Source organism: Spongiactinospora rosea (genome assembly GCF_003315795.1).
Lineage (GTDB): Bacteria > Actinomycetota > Actinomycetes > Streptosporangiales > Streptosporangiaceae > Spongiactinospora > Spongiactinospora rosea.
The window spans coordinates 36653-55014 of record NZ_QMEY01000038.1; the positions used below are offsets into that span (position 1 = coordinate 36653).

Below are 18362 nucleotides of genomic sequence, written 5' to 3' on the forward strand. Positions count from 1 at the left end.
CCCTCCGGAGCGCAAGGAACCCAGTGATCCGAACTTTGCTCGCCGAGGACATGGATCTGGTGCGCGGGGCGATCGTCGCCCTGCTCGCCTACGAGGACGACATCGAGGTCGTCGCCGAGGTGGACAGAGGCGATCAGGTGGTGGCGGCGGCGACGGCCGCCAAGCCGGACGTGGCGGTGCTCGACATCGCGATGCCGGGCATGGACGGCCTGGCCGCCGCCCAGGCGCTGCACGAGCGCTTACCCGAGTGCGGCGTGCTGATCCTCACCGGCGTGGGCACCCCGGGCACGCTGCGCCGTGCGCTGGACGCCCACGTACGCGGATTCCTGGCCAAGGACGCGCCGCCGCACCGGCTCGCCGACGCCATCCGCAGGGTGGCCAACGGCGAGCGGGTGATCGACTCCGAGATCGCCATCGCCGCGATGGCCACTCCCGACTCCCCGCTCACCCCGCGCGAACTCGACGTGATCGGCGCGGCCGCCGACGGCGCGTCGATCTCCGAGATCGCCGCCACGCTCTTCCTGTCCGAGGGGACCGTACGCAACTACCTGTCAAAGACCAGGGCGAAGCTCGGCGCGCGCAGCAGCATCGACGCCATCCGCATCGCCCGCGAGTCCGGGTGGATCTGAGTCCAGCCCGGTGTGGGCGGAGAGGAAGGCCAGCGCGTCGGCGGCCAGCGCCACCGAACGGCTGACCGCCCGCGCGCCGTGGCCGACGTCCGGCTCGTGGCGCAGCACCACCGGCCCGTCGCCCGCCGTCGCCCACTGCACGGCCGCGCAGGTCTTGCGGGCGTGCATCGGATCGACGCGGGTGTCGGCGGCCGAGACGGTGAACAGCGTGGCCGGGTAGCGGGTCCCGAACCGCACCCGGTGGTAGGGCGAGTAGGCCAGCAGCCAGGCCAGCTCCTCCGGGTCGTCGGCGGTGCCGTACTCCGCGCGCCAGGCCGGGCCGAGGCCGCCGCGCTCGTAGCGGGCCATGTCCAGGATGGGGGCCGCGCAGACGGCCGCGCCGAACAGGTCGGGCCGCTGGGTCAGCGTCGCGCCGACCAGCAGCCCGCCGTTGGACTCCCCCCAGATGCCGAGCCGGTCGGGCGTGGTCCAGCCGTCGGCGACCAGCTTCTCGGCGGCGGCGGCGAAGTCGTCGAAGCAGTTCTGCTTGCGTTCGCGCATGCCGTCGCGGTGCCAGACCTCGCCCTCCTCACCGCCGCCGCGTACGTGCGCCACGGCCAGGACTCCCCCGGCCTCGACCCACGCCAGCGAGTCGGCGGCGTACCCGGGGGTGAGCGGCACGCCGAAGCCGCCGTAGCCGGTGAGGATCGCCGGGCGGGGCCGCCCGTCCGGTGACGGCCGGGCGACCACGATCATGCGGACCTGTGTGCCGTCCGCGGAGGCGAAGGAGACCTGGCGGCGTTCGACCGGGGGTATCGGCACCCCGCCCGGAGGGCTTTCCCACAGCGTGGCGGCGCGCTCGCGGGCGTCGTAGCGCCACACGGTGGCGGGGGTGACCGCGTCGGTGTAGGTGAACCACGCCTCGTGCCCGCCTTCCGGTCGGGCGGTGAGCGAGCCGATGGTCCCGCCGCCGGGGATCTCCACCAGGCGCAGCCGCTCGCCGGTGGCGAGGTCGTGCACGCCGATCTCGCCGACCGCGTGCCTGATCCGCACGGCGAGGAGTTCCGGCGCGGCCAGTTCCGGCCCGTCCAGGATGGTGAACGCGCCGAGCACCGCCTCCTCGTCCTGCGGGATCAGCACCGACAGCTCCGCCGGGCGGCCCGGGTCGGCCACGCAGAGCATGCCGCGCGGCGCGTCCCGGTCGGTGAGCACGTACAGGCGGCCGTCGCGGCCGACCGCCGCCACAGCCCGCGCGCCCGAGGCGCGGGTCTGCACCGCCCGGAACTCCGGCTCGCCGCCCGCCGACAGGTCGGCCAGCCACAGGTCGTTCGGCGTCCCGGGGCCGGGGGCCGCCGACACGATCAGCCAGCGCCCGTCCGCGCTGATGCCCAGGCCGTAGGAGAAGCCGTCGCCCGCGGTCAGCACGAGCTCGTCCTTCTCCGCGGGCGTGCCCAGGGTGTGCAGGTAGACGCCCTGCCGGAAGCGGACGTAGTAGAACCCGGAGCCGCCGGGCAGCCAGCCCACCGGGGAGTACCGGCAGCCGCCGATCGGGCCGTCCACCGGGTCTCCGGTATCGGCGTCCATGATGTGCATGGTCGCCCGCTCGTCGCCGCGCCGGGAGAGCTGGTAGGCCACCAGCCTGCCCGTGGGGTCAGGCTGCCAGGCGTCCAGGGTGGTCAGGCCGGTCGGGTCGAGCCGCATCGGGTCCAGCAGCGCCGCGCCGTCCCGGCACAGCACCGGATGCTCCTGGCCGGGCGACCTGCGCAGCGTGAAGGCGTGCGGGCCGCGCCACTCCGGCGCGGTGACCGATCCGACCGCGCCGAGTTCGGCCAGCCGGGCGCGGAACCGCTCGCGGGAGGGCAGCGCGCCGATCACCTCGCGGCACAGGCCGTCCTGCTCGGCCAGCCACCTGACGGTGGCCGGGTCGCCGGGATCCTCCAGCCAGCGGTAGGGGTCGGGGATGCGCTGCCCGTGCAGGTGGTCGATGATCGGCAGGCGTTCGGCGGGGGGATATCGCATCAGGCATACTCCGGTTCCCAGTGGCCGACCAGATCGGCGTACGGCGGGGCGGCGCGGACGAGTTCGGCGTGCGTGCCGAGCCAGGTCCGCCCGCCGTCCATGAGCAGCACGCGCCGGGCGCGCAGCGCCGAGGAGAGCCGGTGGGCGACGACGACCAGAGTGCCGCCGCGCGCGGCGAACGCGAGTTCGGCCCGTTCCTCGGCGGCGGGGTCCAGGTGGCAGGTGGCCTCGTCCAGGATCACCAGCCGCGCGGGGCTCAGGTAGGCGCGGACCAGGGCGATGAGCTGGCGCTGCCCAGCGGGCAGCGCCCCGGGATCGACCTCGGCGTCATAGCCGCCGACGCGGGTCACCAGCGCCTCGGCCCCGAGTTCGGCCACCGCCCGCTCGACCTGCGCCCGATCGGCGTCGGCGAGGTAGGTGAGGTTCTCCAGCAGCGGGCCGCGGAAGACGTACGCCTCCTGCGGGATCAGCACCCGGGCGGGGCGGGCCGCCAGGTGCGCGCGGACGCCGCCGACCAGCACCGCGCCCGCGTCCGGGCGGAGCATCCCGGCGATCAGCGCGGTGAGGGTGGACTTGCCCGCGCCGCTCGGCCCCACCACGGCGAGGTGGTCGCCCTCGGGGATCAGCAGGTCCAGGCGGTCCACGACCGGTTCGGCGTGCGGGCCGTAGGCGAAGGTCGCCGCGCGCAGTTCCACGGCGTGGCCGTCCGGCTCATCGGCGGCCACCGGTACGGCGGGCGGCGCCGACCGCAGGATCCGGTCCAGGGAGACCGCCAGCCGTACGCCGCTCACCGCCACACCCTCCACCAGCCCGTTCAGCGCGGGCGCGAGCGACTGGGTGACGTAGGCGAGCGCGCCGACGATGACCCCGGCCGCGGCCCCGTTGGCGAGCAGCCACGGCGTACCGGCGAGGACCAGTACGACCGGCAGCCAGCCGCCCACCGCGAGCGCCGCCGTACGGGCCGAGGTGACCCTGGCCAGCGCGCGGGCGGCGGCGGACTGCTCCTCCACCCGGCCCTCGGCCCGGGCGGCGACCAGGTCCTGCGCGCCTCCGGCGGCGATGTCGCGCAGCCCCCCGGCCAGGCCCGCCAGTTCCTCGGCGGTCCGCTCGTCGGCCAGCAGGAACGCGCGCTGCCGCCGGGCCAGGGCGGGCAGCGAGATCAGGAACAGCGTGAGGCCCGCGACGAAGGGCGGCAGCACCAGCAGGGCCACCTGCGGAAGCAGGGTGAGCATCCCGAGGGTGACGCTGAGCAGGGTGAACGCGAAGCCGCGCACGATGGTGACGACGGCGGCGAAGGCGTCCCTGGCGAGTTCGACCTGGAGGTTGGCCCGCGCCACGGCGGCGCTGCCGGCCTCCGTCGGGGCCTGGAAGGCGCCCGAGGCGCGGCGCAGCGCGCCGGTGACGACGTGGGCGAGCAGTTCGTCGCGCAGCGGTTCGGCGATCCCGGCGACGGCGAGGACCACCTGGCGGGCGCCTACGGCCGCCGCCGCCCAGGCCACGCCGAGCAGCGCGAGCCAGGCCAGGCCGGTCGCCGGGCGGCCCGCCGCGAACCCGTCGTCGATGGCGCGGGCCACCGCGAAGCCCACCAGGAACGCGGGCGCGGTCTCCAGCACCGACCAGCCCGCGATCTCGGCGAGCCGCCGGGGGTGGCGCCGCAGGACGTCGCGCAGCAGCCGCGCCGGGGTCACGTGACCGCCTCCTCCGGCACGGCCGTCCGCGGGGTCTCGGCGGGCGGCGAATGCCGCTGGAAGACGGCCCGGTACGCGGGGTCCGCCCACAGCTCGCGGTGCGTGCCGCGGGCGCGTACGCGGCCGTCCTCCAGCCAGATCACGTCGTCGGCGCGGGCGGCGGTGCCGGGCCGGTGCGCGACGATGAGGCGGGTGCGCGCCGCCGTGCCGGTGGCCAGGGCCTCGCTCACCCGCCTTTCCGTCACGGTGTCCAGGCTGGATGTGGCGTCGTCGAGCACGAGCAGGCGATGTGCCTGGGCGAAGGCGCGGGCCAGGCCGACCCGCTGGCGTTCGCCGCCGGACAGCGGGGCCTCGGCCACGGGCGTGGCGTAGCCCCGGGGCAGGCGGCGGATGAACTCGTCGGCGCAGGCGGCGCGGGCCGCCGCCCGCGTGGTGGAGTCGTCCGCGCCCAGGCCGATCGCCTCGGACACCGTGCCGCCCATCAGGACGGGGCGGGCGAAGGCGAACCCGACCGCGTGCCGCAGTTCGGCCCGCGAGAGGTCGGTGAGCGGGACGCCGTCCAGGGTCACCGTGCCGCGCTCGGGGTCGGTCAGCCGCCCGGCGAGGGCGGCCAGCAGCGACTTGCCCGCCCCGGAGCGGCCGACCACGGCGGTGGTGGACCCGCCGTCGATCACCAGGTCGCCGACGTCCAGGCCGGGGGCGGCCACGCCGTGGAACTCCACCGTGCCGGGCCCCGGCGGGAGCGTGCGATCCCCGTGACGGACGGGTGGCACGGCGAGCACGCTGGCCACCCGCCCGGCCGCCGAACGGGCCCGGGCCAGGCCGCCCGCGTAACCGAGCACCGTGCTGAGCGCGAGGCCGAGCACGGCGTACCTCGCGGCGGCGTACAGTTCGCCGACGGTCAGTTCACCGGCGGCCATCCGCAGGCCACCGGCGGCGAGCACGGCGACCTCCACGACCGGTACCAGCACACCCGCCTTGGCCCCGGCGCCCGCGGTGACCCGCCACAGGTCCATGCCGCAGGCGCGCAGAGCGGGCAGCGGGGCCAGGACGCGGGCGGTCTCGCGCTGCTCGGTACCGGCGGCGGCGATGGTCCGCACGCCGTTCAGCGCGTCGATCAGGGCGGTCGCGATGCGGCCCTGGGCGTCCTGGTAGCCGGCGGCGATGGCGGTGCCGGCGCGCATGAAGGCGCGCAGCACGAGCAGCACCAGGGCGATGCCCGCGACGAGCGCGATGGTCAGCAGGGGGTCGATGAGGGTGAGCGCGACCAGGCCGCCCACCGTCGGCACGGTCAGCGCGAGGCCGCCGACCAGCGATTCGGGGGCGCGTCCGGCCTCTTCGGCGTTCAGGCCCGCGCGGGTGACCAGGTCGCCCTCGGCGAACCGGGACCGCATGGCGTCGCCCGCGCCGAGGATGCTCCGCACCAGCGTGCGGCGCAGCCAGGCCGAGGCGTGCGCGCCGGTCGCGCCCCTGGCCCATACGGCGGCGGCCTCGCAGACCACGATGCCGGTCACCAGGGCGGCGCAGACGGCCAGCCAGGTCGTGCGGCCGGGGGCGGCGGTGACGAAGCCGTCGATCGTCAGGCCCGTGGCGAAAGGAAGCACCAGTTCACAGACGGCGCCCGTGACGGCCGCCACGGCGAGCACGGCGGGCCAGGGCCCGCCCCGCCGTACGGTGGCCGCCACCAGGCGATCACCGGCGCGCGAATCCGGCGTCTCCAAGGCGTTCGAGGTGTTCACCTCTTCGGCCTCCACAAACGCCTCCTGACGCGCGTAGAATCATGGGAAAGGACCGGGCGGCCCGTTAACGGGCCGCCCGGGGGCTTGAGCAGCCGATCAGTGGCAGAGGGCGACACTGAGGTGGCTCGGGCGGCCGGAGTGGCAGCTCAGGACCGTGAGCGTGCTGCCGCCGCTGGCGACGTCGCTGCTCGACGGGGTCTCCATGCCCTGCAGGTCGAGAAGAACCATGTGCTTTACACCTCCTTCCCATACTCGTGTCCGACCGGCCGCGGGGATGCGGCCGAAAGCAACGGCAGGCGCACCGGGCGCCCGGACATCACGGTGGCCAGGGCGAACAGCACGCCCGCCGTACCCGTCGCGAAGTCCATGGACAGCCGCAGCAACTGGTCGCCGGGGAAGGCGAGGCCGCCGCGGTAGGGCAGCGCGTGCCAGGCGAGCCCGCGCACCTGCCGGTCGATGAGGGGGTCGGGGCCCTCGCCGGCGTCCGGGCCGCGCAGGCCCGCGCCGAGCGCGGCGATGATCCCGGCCCTGCCGGTGAAGAGCCCCGGCTGGACGAAGTAGCCCGAGCGCGCCACCGTGCGCAGCGCGGCGAGTTCGGTGGCGAGGTCGGGGTCCTCGCGCAGGGCGAGGTACTCGGCGAGCACCACGCCGATGCCCACGGAGCCCTCGTCCAGGTAGGGCAGCAGCCGCCAGCCCTGGTTCACCTGGAGTGATCCGTCGGCGGCGCGGCGGCAGCGGCGCAGGTCCTGGCGGAGGGCCGTGCCCGCGAGGTCGAGCAGCGCGGGGTCGCCGGTGCGCCGGTGGGCGGCGAGGAAGAGCAGCGCGGGGCCGCTCGCGCCGTGCATGAGCCCGGCCCTTGGGTTGGTCCCGCCGCTGATCTCCGGTACGTCCTCGGGTCCGCCCAGCCGTTCGGCGCAGATGTCCACGGCCCGGTGGGCGGCGCGGGTCAGCTCGCTCTCGCCGGTGGCCTCGCCGAGCAGCATCAGGCTGAGGCCGATGCCGGAAAGGCCGGTGGACAGGGCGGGCTCCAGGTCCTCCCACTTCTCGCGGAGGCAGACGTCCAGCAGGTCCAGGGCGTCGGATCGGTGCCCGAGGCGGTGCAGTACGTGGGCGACGCCGTGCAGGCCGTCGTAGAAGCCGAGGCCGGAGCCCGGTTCGGGGTCCTTGGCGCGGGCGCGCAGCCAGTCGTGGTGCGCGGGGTCGGTCGGCAGGCCGGCCTCGGTGAGCGCGTACAGGACGCCGGCCGCGCCGTGCGCGACGCTCAGCCCGCGGCCCGGCCGGAACTGCGCGATGTCACCGGGGAACAGGCGGTCCTGCCGCTCCGGCGTCGCGGCGGCGACGATCGCGCGGCCCATCGCCTCGCGTAACTCGTCCCAGGACGCGGCCCCGGGCATCGGCAGCCCGTCCATGGAGTCCTCGCCGCCCGGCACTTTGGATAGTGGGGAGGCCGTGACGGGGTCACCGCCGGCCGTACCGCCCTCTGCCCCGGTACGGTCGCCGGCGCGGCCCTCGATGACGCTGATCGCCGTGTCGATCATGGCGGGCGGCACCGGGAACGTCTCGGTCACCAGCGCGCCCAGGTGGCGGGCCTTCGCGCGGTGCAGCGGCAGCATGATCGTGCACTGCGGGGCGAACATCCCCAGCCGCAGGCAGGCCATCGCGTAGTCGTCCACCTCGACGCCCTGCCGGTCGGGCGGCGCGCTGAAGGCGGGGTGGGCGAGCGCGGCGCGGGCGCCCTCCCCGGCCAGCGTGGCCACCTCGTAGTCGATGAGCACGACCCGCTCTTCGCCGGTCTCCGCGTCGGTGGTGATCAGGATGTTGTCGGGGTGCAGGTCGCCGAAGACGACGCCGCGCTCGTGCAGCGAGTCCACCGCGTCCTGCACGCGCTCCAGCGTGGCGAGGGCCCAGCCGGTGTACTCGGCCACGTCCTCGGGCTCGCAGTCGGCGCGGGTGAACGGGTAGCGCTGGACGAGCTTGCGTTGCAGCGGGTTGCCGTCGATGAACTCCATGACCAGGAACCAGTGCTCGCCGAGCGCGAAGTGGTCGATCAGCGCGGGTGCGGCGGGCAGCCCGGCCAAGCGGGCGAGGATGTCGCGTTCGTGGGCGAGGCGGGCGACCGCGTCCCGGCCGGCCGCGTCGAGCCCCGCGTGCGGCCTGGCCTCCTTGAGCACCACCCGCTCGCCGGTGCGGGTGTCCTTGGCCAGGTAGACGCCGCCGCCGTTGGAGAAGTGCAGCACGTTCTCGACCTGGTAGGGCAGGTCGGTGGTGGTCACGGCGTTGCGGGCGGCGAGGTGCGGTTCCAGGAACGCGGGCAGCGTGGTCCAGGGCGGGACGCCGAAGACGGCGTTGCGCACGTCGGGCACCAGGCGGCCGTCGCCGTCCTCGATGGCGAGGACGCGCTCGCCCGCGCCGGACAGGGTGTGCCGCTCGGCGAAGCCGCCGTACCGGACGAACAGCGGGCCCTCCCCGTAGCGCAGGTCGCTCAGGATGTAGGGGCCGGTCACGCCGTGCAGCAGCTCGTTCAGCTCTTTGAGGATGAGTTCGAGGCGGGCTTCGTCCCGGGGATAGATGGTGACCAGCTTTCCGCTGGAGGCCCGGGAGGCGGCCTTGGAGTTGAGCATGATGACGACGGGCGCGCCGCGCAGGAATTTGAACGCGATGCCGCGCGGGACGCAGTAGTCCCAGACGGCGGCGAGGGCGCGTTCGGCGTCGTCCACCCGGGCCGAGACGTGGATCTTCCAGCCCTGGGCGGGCAGCGGCGGCTCTCCGGTGGGGGCGTAGTACATCCAGGTGTCGGTCGCCTGGTGGGCCCAGCCTTCGGGGACCGGCCGGCCGCTGGCGGTGAAGTCGGCGCCCTGGGCGCCGGACTGCGGCAGCGTGTCGTAGAAATGGGGGTCCGCGAGGCAGTAGAGCTCGTACTGGTCCATCGCCCCTGGCCTCCCGTTCCGATCGCTTCGTTTACATAAGAAACAATGGCGAACGATGGCTAGTTTCGTCTAGTTACAGGTCACATTACTAGGATAGATTTCCTTCACGGGTCTATGTGAGATTCACACAAATGGCCAATGCATTTCACGATAAATGGCGATGCAGAGGGAGTGCTAGAGGTTTCTCGGGAAATATACGGCAAGCCGGAAAAGTCCCCTTTGACCAGTGGTGGCGTCCAGCCATCCCCCCAGCTCCGACACCCGCTCACTCAGATTAGGCAGGCCGTTGCCGCCGGATCTGGTCTCCCCCCTGTTGCGGCGATACGGGGGCAGCACTCCGTCGTTCGTCATGGACAGCCGGACCAGCCCGTCCCGCTCGACGAGCTGGATCGCGCACTCCCTGGCCCGGGTGTGCCGCAGGATGTTCGTCACGCCCTCGCGCAGCACGTACGCCAGCACCTCGGTGGCCTCGGCCGGCAGCCTGCGGCACGTCACCTTGATCTGGCAGCGCACGCCGGTCGACTCCAGCACCGCGCGGGCCGAGCTCAGTTCGGTCTCCAGGGAGGAGGCGCGCAGCCCGTGCGCCACCGAGCGCACGTCGCCCGTGAGGTTCCTGGCCAGGTCCAGCAGTTCTTTGATCTCGTCGCGCACCCGCTGGTCGCCGTCGTCGTACAGCCGCTGGGTCAGCTCGATCTTGAGCACCAGCACGGCCAGCCGGTGGCCCACCAGGTCGTGCAGGTCGCGGGTGAAGCGGCGGCGCTCCAGGCCGACCGCCCGCTGTACGGTCTCGCTCTGCTCGGCGGCCAGCCGGCGCGCCCGCACCGCCAGCGACACCAGGGCGTACTCCGCCACGCCGACCATCGGCACCGCCGCCGCCCAGACCCCGCTCCCATGGCCGGGCACGACCAGCAGCGCCGGACCGCAGGCGCACGCCGCCGCCAGTAGCAGCGGTGAGCGCCGCAGTCCCGCCGCCATGAACACCGCCCCGGCCAGCAGCCCGCACATCGGGGCCCAGGCCGGGCCGGCGAGGGGCATCGGCAGATAGGTGAGCGCCACCTGCCCCCCGAGCACCCACCATGGCACGCCTCGTCCGGAGAATGCTCGATGGAGCGCTCCCACATGCAGCAACAGAAAGGCCGGCAGTGCCATCGCGACCACCGGCCACACCATCGGATCCTGCCCCGCCGCCGTCGCCGCACCCGCCAGGACCCGTCCGATCAGGCCCGATATCCCGGCGGCGAGCGCCAGCCCGCTCAACCGGGCGGGTGACGGCTCGGGTAACCGCGGCAGGACCGGCAGCCGGCGCCGGAGGAAGGTCCCCAGCCGCCGAAGTGGCGCCGGGCGCGGCGCGCGACTCCCACGCATTCGTTCCATCGCATCCCAACAAGGCTCGTGCAGCCGTATCCGCCGGACGCACATTCTGGCAAGATCACCGCTACGCGACCCGCCGCCGGGGGTCATGGGAGTCGGCGGGCTGCGCGAACGGGGACATCCTTCCTCCAATCCTGCGGATCTAACAGATTCTGTAAAGCCAATCCCGCCTGCGGCTTCGCCGTCCGGACCGGAACGGGAAGCCGCAGGTAGAGCCGTCGGCATCGCTCCCTAAAGGGACCGAAATAGGGAAACTCAGCTTGTGTCTTGCGATATCGCATACCGCGCCGCCGACCAGACGTAGATCATCATCGTGGCCGCCGATAGGATCGGGGAGCATGGAACACCCTCGGCTCGGCAGCACCGGTACCCGCGTCTCCCGCCTCTGCCTGGGCATGATGAGCTACGGCGACGCGAGCCGTGACTGGGTGCTCGACGAGGAGCGCAGCGAGCCCATCGTGCGCCACGCCGCCGAGGCCGGGATCACCTTCTTCGACACCGCCGACAGCTATGGCCGCGGCGCGAGCGAACGCGTCACCGGCAGGCTGCTCCGCAAGATCTTCCCGTCCCGGGACGACTACGTGCTCGCCACCAAGGTCTACTACCCCATGGGCGAGGGCCCCAACGACCGCGGCCTGTCCCGCAAGCACATCCTCGCCTCGATCGACGCCTCCCTGACCCGCCTGGGCACCGACTACGTGGACCTGTACCAGATCCACCGCTGGGACCGCCACACGCCCATCGAGGAGACCATGGAGGCACTGCACGACGTGGTCAAGGCGGGCAAGGCCCGCCACATCGGGGCCTCCTCGATGTACGCCTGGCAGTTCGCCAAGGCCCAGCACACCGCCGAGAGCAACGGCTGGACCAGGTTCGTCACCATGCAGGGCCACTACAACCTGCTCTACCGGGAGGAGGAGCGGGAGATGAACCCGCTCTGCCTGGACCAGGGCGTCGGCCTGCTGCCCTGGAGCCCGCTGGCCAGGGGCCTGCTGGCCCGCGCGGGCAGCCCGGAGGCGACCACCGCGCGCGCTGACAGCGACGCCCGGATCGACGCCCTCTACGACCCCGAGGGCGACCGCCCGATCCTGGACCGGGTGGCCGAGGTCGCCCGCGAGCACGAGGTGCCGCCCGCCCAGGTGGCGCTGGCCTGGCTGCTCGCCCAGCCGGGCGTGACAGCCCCGATCATCGGCGCGACCAAGCTCCGGCACGTGGACGACGCCGTGGCCGCCGCCGACCTCACCCTCACGGCCGAGGAGCTCGCCCACCTCGCCGAGCCGTACCGCCCGCGCCCCTTCCGCATCTGAGGACATACGGGGTGCGGTCGTCGTCAGACGCCGAGGACCTGCGCGGCCAGGGCGGTGCCCCGGACCCGGGCCTCGATCTTGGCGAACGCCGTCTCGCGGGAGGTGGAGACGTCGTCGGCGAACGGTGAGAACCCGCAGTCGTCGCAGGTGCCGAGCTGATCGACGGGGATGTGCCGGGCCGCCGCGAGCACCCGGTCGCGTACCTGCTCGGCGGTCTCCACCACGGGGTCGATCGGGTCGGTCACCCCGACGAAGACCCGCACGCCGGGCCGCAGATGCTCGGCGATGATGCCCAGCACCCGCCCTGGGTCGGGCTCGCTCGCGAGCTGGACGTAGAAGTTGCCGACCGGCAGCGCCAGCAGCTTGGGCAGCAGCCCGGCGTAGTCGACGTCGGCGCTGTGGGTGGAGTCGTGGTCGCCGCCCGGGCAGGTGTGCACGCCGATCCTGGCCCGGTCGTCCGCGTCGAACCGCTCCAGCACCTGGGTGTTGAGCGCGAGGAAGTCGTCCAGCACGCCGCCGCTCGGGTCGAGCTTGAGCGCCAGGCGTCCTTCGGTGAAATCGACCTGCACCGCGTGGGCGCCGGCCGCGAGGCAGTCCCGGATGTCGGCCTCGGCCTCCGCGGTCAGGTCGTCCAGGAACGCCTTGCGCGGGTATCCGTCCAGCGGCTCGGCCGGATACAGCAGGCTCAGCGCCGAGGGGGCGATGACGGCCTGCTTGACCGGCAGCCGGGTGTGCCGCCTGGCCGCGTTCAGGTAGGTCACGGCGTGCACGGCGTAGCGGAACGGGCCCGCGGTCAGCCTCGGCAGCCGGCGGGTGTGCCCGTCCGCGAACGGGATGACCACGCCGTCGGGGGCCAGGCCCGCGAGCCCGCTGAGCGGATAGGTGGCGAAGCTCGGTTTGGCCTGCTCGCCATCGACGACGACGGGGCTGCCGAGCGCTTCCAGCCGGGCGATCGTGTCGGCCACCGCCTCCGCCTGCCACGCGGCCAGTTCGTCGTCGGCGATCCGCCCGGCGGCGTGATCGGCCATCGCGGCCAGGAGGGCGGTGGGGCGGGGGATGCTACCGATTGGTTCGGTGGGTATGCCCATGGCGCGAGCGTAGATCACTATATGTGGCGAGGCAATTACCGACTATTTCGCTCGCGCTCAGGGCCGGGCGAGCCGTTCGGCGGCCTCGTCGCGGGGCGTCCCGGCACCCTCCCGGTACGCCTGCTCGTAGCCCGCCTGGCCGAGTTCGTCCGTGAGCCGGGCGGCGAGGGATCGCAGCAGGGCGTCGCCCTGATCGAAGGCGCCCCGGATGGCCTGGCTCATGCCCAGCATGACGGCGGCCTGCCGCGGGTCGCCCTCCAGCAGCGCCAGCCCGGCCCCGAGCTGGGCGGCCAGCGCCGGGTCCAGATGGGCGTACGCCGCCTCCAGCGACCGGGGGCGCAGTTCGCGGGCACCCGCGGCGTCGCCACGGGCCAGCAGGTTGGCCATTCTGGCCAGGACCAGCCGGGAGTCGATCGCCTGCTCCGGCAGCGGGATCTCCCGGGCCGACCGCTCCACCTGGTCGAGCACCCGGTCGGATCGCTCGATCTCGCCCTGGCGGTGATGCAGGTCGGCGAACGCGAACAGCACCTCCACCTCCAGCTCCGGGCGGCCGGACTCCCAGGCCGCCCGTTCGGCGGTCTCGATGTCGCGCAGGGCCGCGGCGGTGTCGCCCGCGCGCATGCGTTCGGTGGCCAGGCCGAGCCGGTGGGCGATCGTCTCGTGCGGGCTGAGCGCTGCGACCAGGGCGATGCTGCGCCCGTACGCGGCGATCGCGCGGTCCGTGTCGCCCGCGACGCTGTGCGGGCGGGCCGTACCGGCCAGCAAGGTGGCGGTCCACCACTGGTCGCCGGTCTCCTCGTAGATGTGCAGGGCCTCTTGGAGCAGGGCCGCGCTGCCGTGCCAGTCGCCGCGTTCGCGGCGCCGTACGGCCTGGACGACCAGGGTGCCCGCGATGGCCCAGCGGTCCGCGCCGGCGCGGGTGCGGGCCAGCTCCTGGTCGACGAGTTCGTCCATGCCGAGGAGGTGGGCCGTCATCAGCGTCAGCGTCGGCAGCATCGGGTACCGCTCCAGCGCGCCGGTGCGCCGGCAGTCGTCGATGACCGCGCGGACCCGCTCGGGGTCGGTGACGGGCCCGCCCTCCCCCGCCATCAGGTGGATTGCGGTGCAGGCGGCCCGCGCGTCGGCGGGCAGGGCGTCACCGAACTCCAGCACCCTGCGCACGTACGCCTTGGCCCGCCCGTCGTACCGGAGGGTGTCCCAGTACCAGAACAGCGAGCCGAGCATCCGCGCCGCCGTGGTCGCGTCGCGGACGTCGATGGCGATGCGCAGCGCCCCGATGAGGTTGTCGTACTCCGACGCGAACCGTCGCAGCAGCTCCGCCTGGCGGTCCGAGCGCAACAGCGGCTCCAGTTCCTCGGCCAGCGCGGCGAAGTGGCGGGTGAACCGATCCCGGGTGCGTTCCCGCTCACCGGCCTGGTCGAGCCGTTCGGCCGCGTAGGCGCGGATGGTCTCCAGCATCCGGTAGGAGTCGGCCGTCCGCTCGACGATGGACTTGCCGACCAGGGAGTCGAGCACGTAGGGGACGTCCGCTTCGGGCAGGTCGTGGCCGGCGCACACGGCCTCGATGGCGGCGGCGCCCGTCATGGCGGGAAAGAACGAGATCCGCCGGGCCAGGGCCCGCTCCTGATCGGTGAGCAGGTTCCAGCTCCAGTCGATGACGGCGTGCAGGGTCTGCTGGCGCGGCTGGGCCGTGCGGTTGCCGGAGGCCAGCAGCCGGAACCGGTCGTCGAGCCGCCGGGCGATCTGACCGGGGCTCATCGTACGCAGCCGCGCGGCGGCCAGCTCCAGCGCCAGGGGCAGGCCGTCCAGCCGCCGCACGATGTCCACGACGTCCCGCACGTTGCCCTCGTCGAGCGCGAAGCCGGGCCGTACCGCCGCCGCGCGGTCCAGGAACAGCCGCACGGCGGGCGAGTCGGCGGCCCGTACGTGGCCGGCGTGTGCCAGGGGCAGCGGCAGCGGGCCGAGGCGGCAGACCGCCTCGCCCATGACCTCAAGGGACTCCCGGCTGGTGGCGAGGATCGTGAGGTGCGGCAGCCGCTCCAGCAACCGCCCCGCGAACCGGGCGACCGCCGCCGCGGCCTGCTCGCAGTTGTCCAGGACGAGCAGCGCCTCGCCGCCGCCGAGCAGGTCGGCGATCGGGCCGATGGGCCGGGCGGCGGCTCCTGTCGGGCCGAGCGCGCCGAGCACGGCGTCGGCGACCTCCTCCGGCGTGGTCGCGGCGGCCAGCGGGACGAGCCAGGCACGGCCGCGGCGGTGCGTGCGGTGCCGACCGGCCGCCTCGACGGCCAGCCGGGTCTTTCCGGCCCCGCCCGGCCCGGCGATGGTGATCAGCCGGGCCGATTCCATCAGTTCGGCGAGCAGCCTCAGTTCGTCGTCGCGGCCGACGAAGCCGGTGAGCCGGGCGGGCAGCCGGCCGGGGGACGCGGCCGGGGTCCCTCGGAGCACGGCGAGATGTGCCTCTTGTACCTCCCGCCCGGGATCGACGCCGAGCTGGTCCGCGAGAGTACGGCGGACCTGCTCGAACACGTCGAGCGCGGCGGCCTGGCGCCCGGCGGCGTGCAGGGCGCGCATCCGCAGCGCGGCGAGCCGTTCCCGAAGCGGGTGGCGGGCGGCCTCGGTCTCCAGGTCGGCCAGGATCTCGGCGTGGCGGCCGAGTTCGAGTTCGGCCTGGAACCGGTCCTCGGCGGCCGCCAGCCGCAACTCCGCCAGGCGGGCCGCCGCCGTACCGGCGAACGGCGCGTCGGCGACATCGGCCAGGGCGGTCCCCCGCCACAACGCCAGCGCCTCCCGGAGCGATGCGGCCGCCTGCCGCGCGGACCCCGCGGCCAGCTCCCGGCGGCCACGGGCGGCCAGTTCCTCGAACCGGTCGCCGTCCACGTCCGTCCGGTCGATCTTCAGCCGGTAGCCGGTCGCCGCCGATTCCAGGAGCGCGGGCTCGCCGAGGGCCTTGCGCAGCCGGTAGACGAGCGCGTGCATGGCCTTGCCCGCGTCCGCGGGCGGGTGCTCGCCCCACAGGGCGTCGATCAGCGAACCGGCCGCCACCACCTGCCCGGCGGACAGCGCCAGCCGGGCGAGGAGGGCGCGTTGCATGGGGCCGCCGACGTCGATCGGGGCCCCATCGTCGGCGTACGCCCGTACCGGTCCAAGCAGTGCCACTCGCATGACGTCATTATGACGTCAGAATGCGGTCGCTGTGGCAGCGGGGCGCTCGCCGGCTAGGGCTGCGCGAAGAACGGCGAGCCGAACGCCGCCTCGATGACGAGATCGAGGGCCGGGGCCCAGTTCCAGTCGCAGTTGAGGTTCACCGAGACCAGACGCGTGCCGCCGGGCGCGCCCAGGGTGAAACTGGCGGAGCCGGTCTGCATTCCGACAACGGCGTGCAGCGTCCCGCCGTCGGCCAGGGTCCACTCCGACACGCCGGTGCCGTAGCGCGTGTTGGGAATCCAGTCCCTGGTCGGGACCGTGGTCCACATCTCGCGATGCTGGGCGGGCGGGAGCAGCGTGCCGGAGATCATCGCGCTGGTGAACCGGAGCATGTCGCCGGTGGTCGAGACGACGTTGCCCGCGGCCCATCCGAAGGACGTCGCATCGGTGACATCGACGGGGTCGGTCTCGGGCCCTTGGAGGTAGGACTCGTAGTTGGCGGTGTTCAGGATCGACGGATCGACATCATCCCTGATGAACATCCTGGAGTACGCCCTGGCGTGCGGACCTCGGATGCCCGGCTCGGCCAGGGGGCGCGCATAGGTGCCGGTGAGCCCGAGCGGCCGGATGACCGTACGCTCGACCTCCTCCTCGTAGGCGTTCCCGGTCGCCTTCTCGATGATCGCCCCGGCGAGGTGGTAGCCGCCGTTGGTGTAGGCGAAGCTCTCGCCCGGCGCGAAGATGGGCGGCTGGGACATCTGGAGTTCCAGCAGCTTCTCAACGGTCCAGACGTAGTGACGGTGCTCGGCGAACCCGGCCCTGGTGTGCAGGGCCCGTACCATGTCCGCGTCGAAGCCCGTCACCCACAGGCCGCTGGTGTGGCCGATCAGGTGCCTGACGGTGATCTTGCTTCCGTCGTTGCCGTTGCCGCTGACCACGCCGGGCAGCCACTTCTCCACCGTGTCGTCCAGGCTCAGCCTGCCCTCGGCGGCCAGTTGCAGCACGGCGGCGGAGGTGTACGCCTTGCCGCCACTGCCGATCAGGAACCGGTCCACCGGCTCACGCCGCCGGCCCGTCTCCCGATCTGCCACCCCGGCCGCGCCGAACCAGGTGCCGCTCTCGTCTTGAACATGGGCGACGATGCCGACGACACCGAGCTCGGCCACCGAACGGTCGAGCGCGTCCTGGACTCTGTCCCTGGAGCCGGTCATGTTGCGATCCCTTCCTGCGATTTCGTGAATGCCGGCAACGATGGCCCGCTCCGGTGACGCGCGTCTGACGCGGCACTGACGCGCGGTGGGGAAACCCCGGCCGCTGGTCTGTGGGGAAGAACCAGCGGCCGGGTGCTCTCAGGCCGCTCCCATGCGGGCGAGGATCGCGATCTGCTGCCCCAGTGCGGCGCACAACTCCACCGGCCCAGGGCGCGCGAACCGATCCACCACCCCGGCGGCCCGCTGCTCCAGGGTCGGGACGGTACGTTTGGCCGCCCACCAGGTGCCGTTCCGCACGTCGATCAACCAGCCCGGGAAGGTGACATCGAGGGCGTGGAGGTGTGCCCGCTCGGTCGGCGTCAGCTCATCCATGCACGCCGCGCTCAACGGGGTACCAGGGGATGCGGGCGGGCACGAGGTGGTCACCGGCAGGTGGCCGCACCGGCTCGGAACGCTCTCCGCCGGGGGCATCGTCGTTCACCTGCACCCACACGGTCCGGCAACGGCTCATCCGGCGGTGCCCCCAGGTGTCGGCCAGCGCCGCGACCAGCGTCAGCCCGCGCCCGGACTCGGCGTCCTCGGCCGCTTCCCGGACACGCGGTCCCCCCTCCCCCGCCGTCCCCTCATCGACGACCGCGATCCGGACGTACGAGGCCGCGCGGGCGACGATGACCGTGAGCCCGCCCTCCGGGGGAAGCCCGGAACGCGAGTGCAGCACGGAGTTCGTCACCAGCTCGCAGACGAGAAGCCGCAGGTCATCGAGGCGCGGATGATCGGGCAGCACCTTGGCCACGAACTCCCTGGCCAGGCCGGGGGCCTGCATCACCCCTTCCAGCTCACAGGAGCGGATGTCCACGATGTCACCTCCGTCGCGCTTTTCTGAATTTTTCGGAATATCCGGTTAATTGCTGTAAATCGAATGATCGTCGGCCGACCATGACGGCAGGCCCGGCCCGCCAATTCCCGCCAACCGGGGAATATCGGTCGCGGCGTTGGTCTATGCTCTTTCATTGACGTTTTCTCAGCCTAAATAGATCGGACAGTGGGTGTTTTTGGGACACATGCAAGGACGCACAGGCAGACACGCGGACAAAACACCGCAGCCCAAATAAGACGTGGAGCTTCCGGTAGAAGAGGTCTCACCACAAGATCCACTACCAAGAAAGCCCCACGTGATCCCCTATCCTGCCATGCTCGACGTCCCCCACGCACTCGTCCGCCACGTCGCCCGCCTGCTCCACGCCGAGCGCCGCCGCCGCG

The 18362-nt window shown here is 73.3% G+C and carries 13 protein-coding genes; 2 read left to right on the top strand and 11 right to left on the bottom strand.

The features are described 5' to 3' along the window. The first annotated feature begins 23 nt into the window (after positions 1 to 23). The gene (locus DP939_RS42370) at positions 24 to 629 is read left to right on the top strand and encodes a response regulator transcription factor (protein ID WP_113986499.1); all 606 of its coding nucleotides are present in this window, start codon (positions 24 to 26) and stop codon (positions 627 to 629) included. Here DP939_RS42370 and DP939_RS42375 read toward each other — a convergent pair. From DP939_RS42375 to DP939_RS42400, 6 genes are all read right to left on the bottom strand, one after another. Next, positions 552 to 2627, bottom strand: a complete 2076-nt coding sequence (locus DP939_RS42375) for a prolyl oligopeptidase family serine peptidase (protein WP_113986500.1) — start codon at positions 2625 to 2627, stop codon at positions 552 to 554. The two genes, DP939_RS42370 and DP939_RS42375, sit on opposite strands and share 78 nt — an antisense overlap. Further along, positions 2627 to 4315 carry an ATP-binding cassette domain-containing protein gene (locus DP939_RS42380; protein WP_113986501.1) on the bottom strand — a complete coding sequence of 563 codons (1689 nt, stop codon included), beginning with the start codon at positions 4313 to 4315 and terminating at the stop codon, positions 2627 to 2629. The genes DP939_RS42375 and DP939_RS42380 overlap by 1 nt, the downstream gene beginning before the upstream one ends. Then, entirely contained in the window at positions 4312 to 6069 is a 1758-nt protein-coding gene (locus DP939_RS42385) for an ABC transporter ATP-binding protein (protein ID WP_225878882.1), read from the bottom strand. The genes DP939_RS42380 and DP939_RS42385 overlap by 4 nt, the downstream gene beginning before the upstream one ends. 81 nt (positions 6070 to 6150) lie before the next feature. Beyond that, positions 6151 to 6282 (bottom strand): SapB/AmfS family lanthipeptide, encoded by a 132-nt coding sequence (locus DP939_RS42390; protein ID WP_113986502.1) that lies wholly within the window; start codon positions 6280 to 6282, stop codon positions 6151 to 6153. Between the two features lie 5 nt (positions 6283 to 6287). Further along, positions 6288 to 8981, bottom strand: a complete 2694-nt coding sequence (lanKC, locus tag DP939_RS42395; RefSeq protein WP_113986503.1) for a class III lanthionine synthetase LanKC — start codon at positions 8979 to 8981, stop codon at positions 6288 to 6290. A gap of 174 nt (positions 8982 to 9155) precedes the next feature. After that, positions 9156 to 10238, bottom strand: a complete 1083-nt coding sequence (locus DP939_RS42400; RefSeq protein WP_158578977.1) for a sensor histidine kinase — start codon at positions 10236 to 10238, stop codon at positions 9156 to 9158. Positions 10239 to 10690: 452 nt separating this feature from the next. Here DP939_RS42400 and DP939_RS42405 point away from each other — a divergent pair, with 452 nt between their 5' ends. After that, a complete protein-coding gene (locus DP939_RS42405; RefSeq protein ID WP_113986505.1) occupies positions 10691 to 11659 on the top strand; it encodes an aldo/keto reductase in 969 nt (322 codons plus the stop codon). Between the two features lie 23 nt (positions 11660 to 11682). Here DP939_RS42405 and DP939_RS42410 read toward each other — a convergent pair whose 3' ends face one another. The 5 genes from DP939_RS42410 to DP939_RS42430 all read right to left on the bottom strand — a co-directional run bounded on the left by DP939_RS42410 (position 11683) and on the right by DP939_RS42430 (position 17958). After that, positions 11683 to 12747, bottom strand: a complete 1065-nt coding sequence (locus DP939_RS42410) for a cobalamin-independent methionine synthase II family protein (RefSeq protein ID WP_113986506.1) — start codon at positions 12745 to 12747, stop codon at positions 11683 to 11685. 57 nt (positions 12748 to 12804) lie between these two features. Then, entirely contained in the window at positions 12805 to 15909 is a 3105-nt protein-coding gene (locus tag DP939_RS42415; protein ID WP_113986507.1) for a BTAD domain-containing putative transcriptional regulator, read from the bottom strand. Positions 15910 to 15962: 53 nt separating this feature from the next. Further along, positions 15963 to 17102, bottom strand: coding sequence for a serine hydrolase domain-containing protein (locus DP939_RS42420; RefSeq protein WP_113986508.1), 1140 nt, complete (start codon positions 17100 to 17102; stop codon positions 15963 to 15965). A 138-nt stretch (positions 17103 to 17240) separates the two neighbouring features. Next, positions 17241 to 17474 (bottom strand): hypothetical protein, encoded by a 234-nt coding sequence (locus DP939_RS42425; RefSeq protein ID WP_147268359.1) that lies wholly within the window; start codon positions 17472 to 17474, stop codon positions 17241 to 17243. After that, positions 17467 to 17958, bottom strand: a complete 492-nt coding sequence (locus tag DP939_RS42430) for an ATP-binding protein (protein ID WP_158578978.1) — start codon at positions 17956 to 17958, stop codon at positions 17467 to 17469. The genes DP939_RS42425 and DP939_RS42430 overlap by 8 nt, the downstream gene beginning before the upstream one ends. Between the last annotated feature and the right edge of the window lie 404 nt (positions 17959 to 18362).

Coding starts and splice junctions, on each gene's coding strand:
- DP939_RS42375 (WP_113986500.1), bottom strand. CDS start 2,627: ATGCGATATCCCCCCGCCGAACGCCTGCCGATCATCGACCACCTGCAC.
- DP939_RS42390 (WP_113986502.1), bottom strand. CDS start 6,282: ATGGTTCTTCTCGACCTGCAGGGCATGGAGACCCCGTCGAGCAGCGAC.
- lanKC (WP_113986503.1), bottom strand. CDS start 8,981: ATGGACCAGTACGAGCTCTACTGCCTCGCGGACCCCCATTTCTACGAC.
- DP939_RS42405 (WP_113986505.1), top strand. CDS start 10,691: ATGGAACACCCTCGGCTCGGCAGCACCGGTACCCGCGTCTCCCGCCTC.
- DP939_RS42410 (WP_113986506.1), bottom strand. CDS start 12,747: ATGGGCATACCCACCGAACCAATCGGTAGCATCCCCCGCCCCACCGCC.
- DP939_RS42415 (WP_113986507.1), bottom strand. CDS start 15,909: ATGCGAGTGGCACTGCTTGGACCGGTACGGGCGTACGCCGACGATGGG.
- DP939_RS42420 (WP_113986508.1), bottom strand. CDS start 17,102: ATGACCGGCTCCAGGGACAGAGTCCAGGACGCGCTCGACCGTTCGGTG.
- DP939_RS42425 (WP_147268359.1), bottom strand. CDS start 17,474: ATGGATGAGCTGACGCCGACCGAGCGGGCACACCTCCACGCCCTCGAT.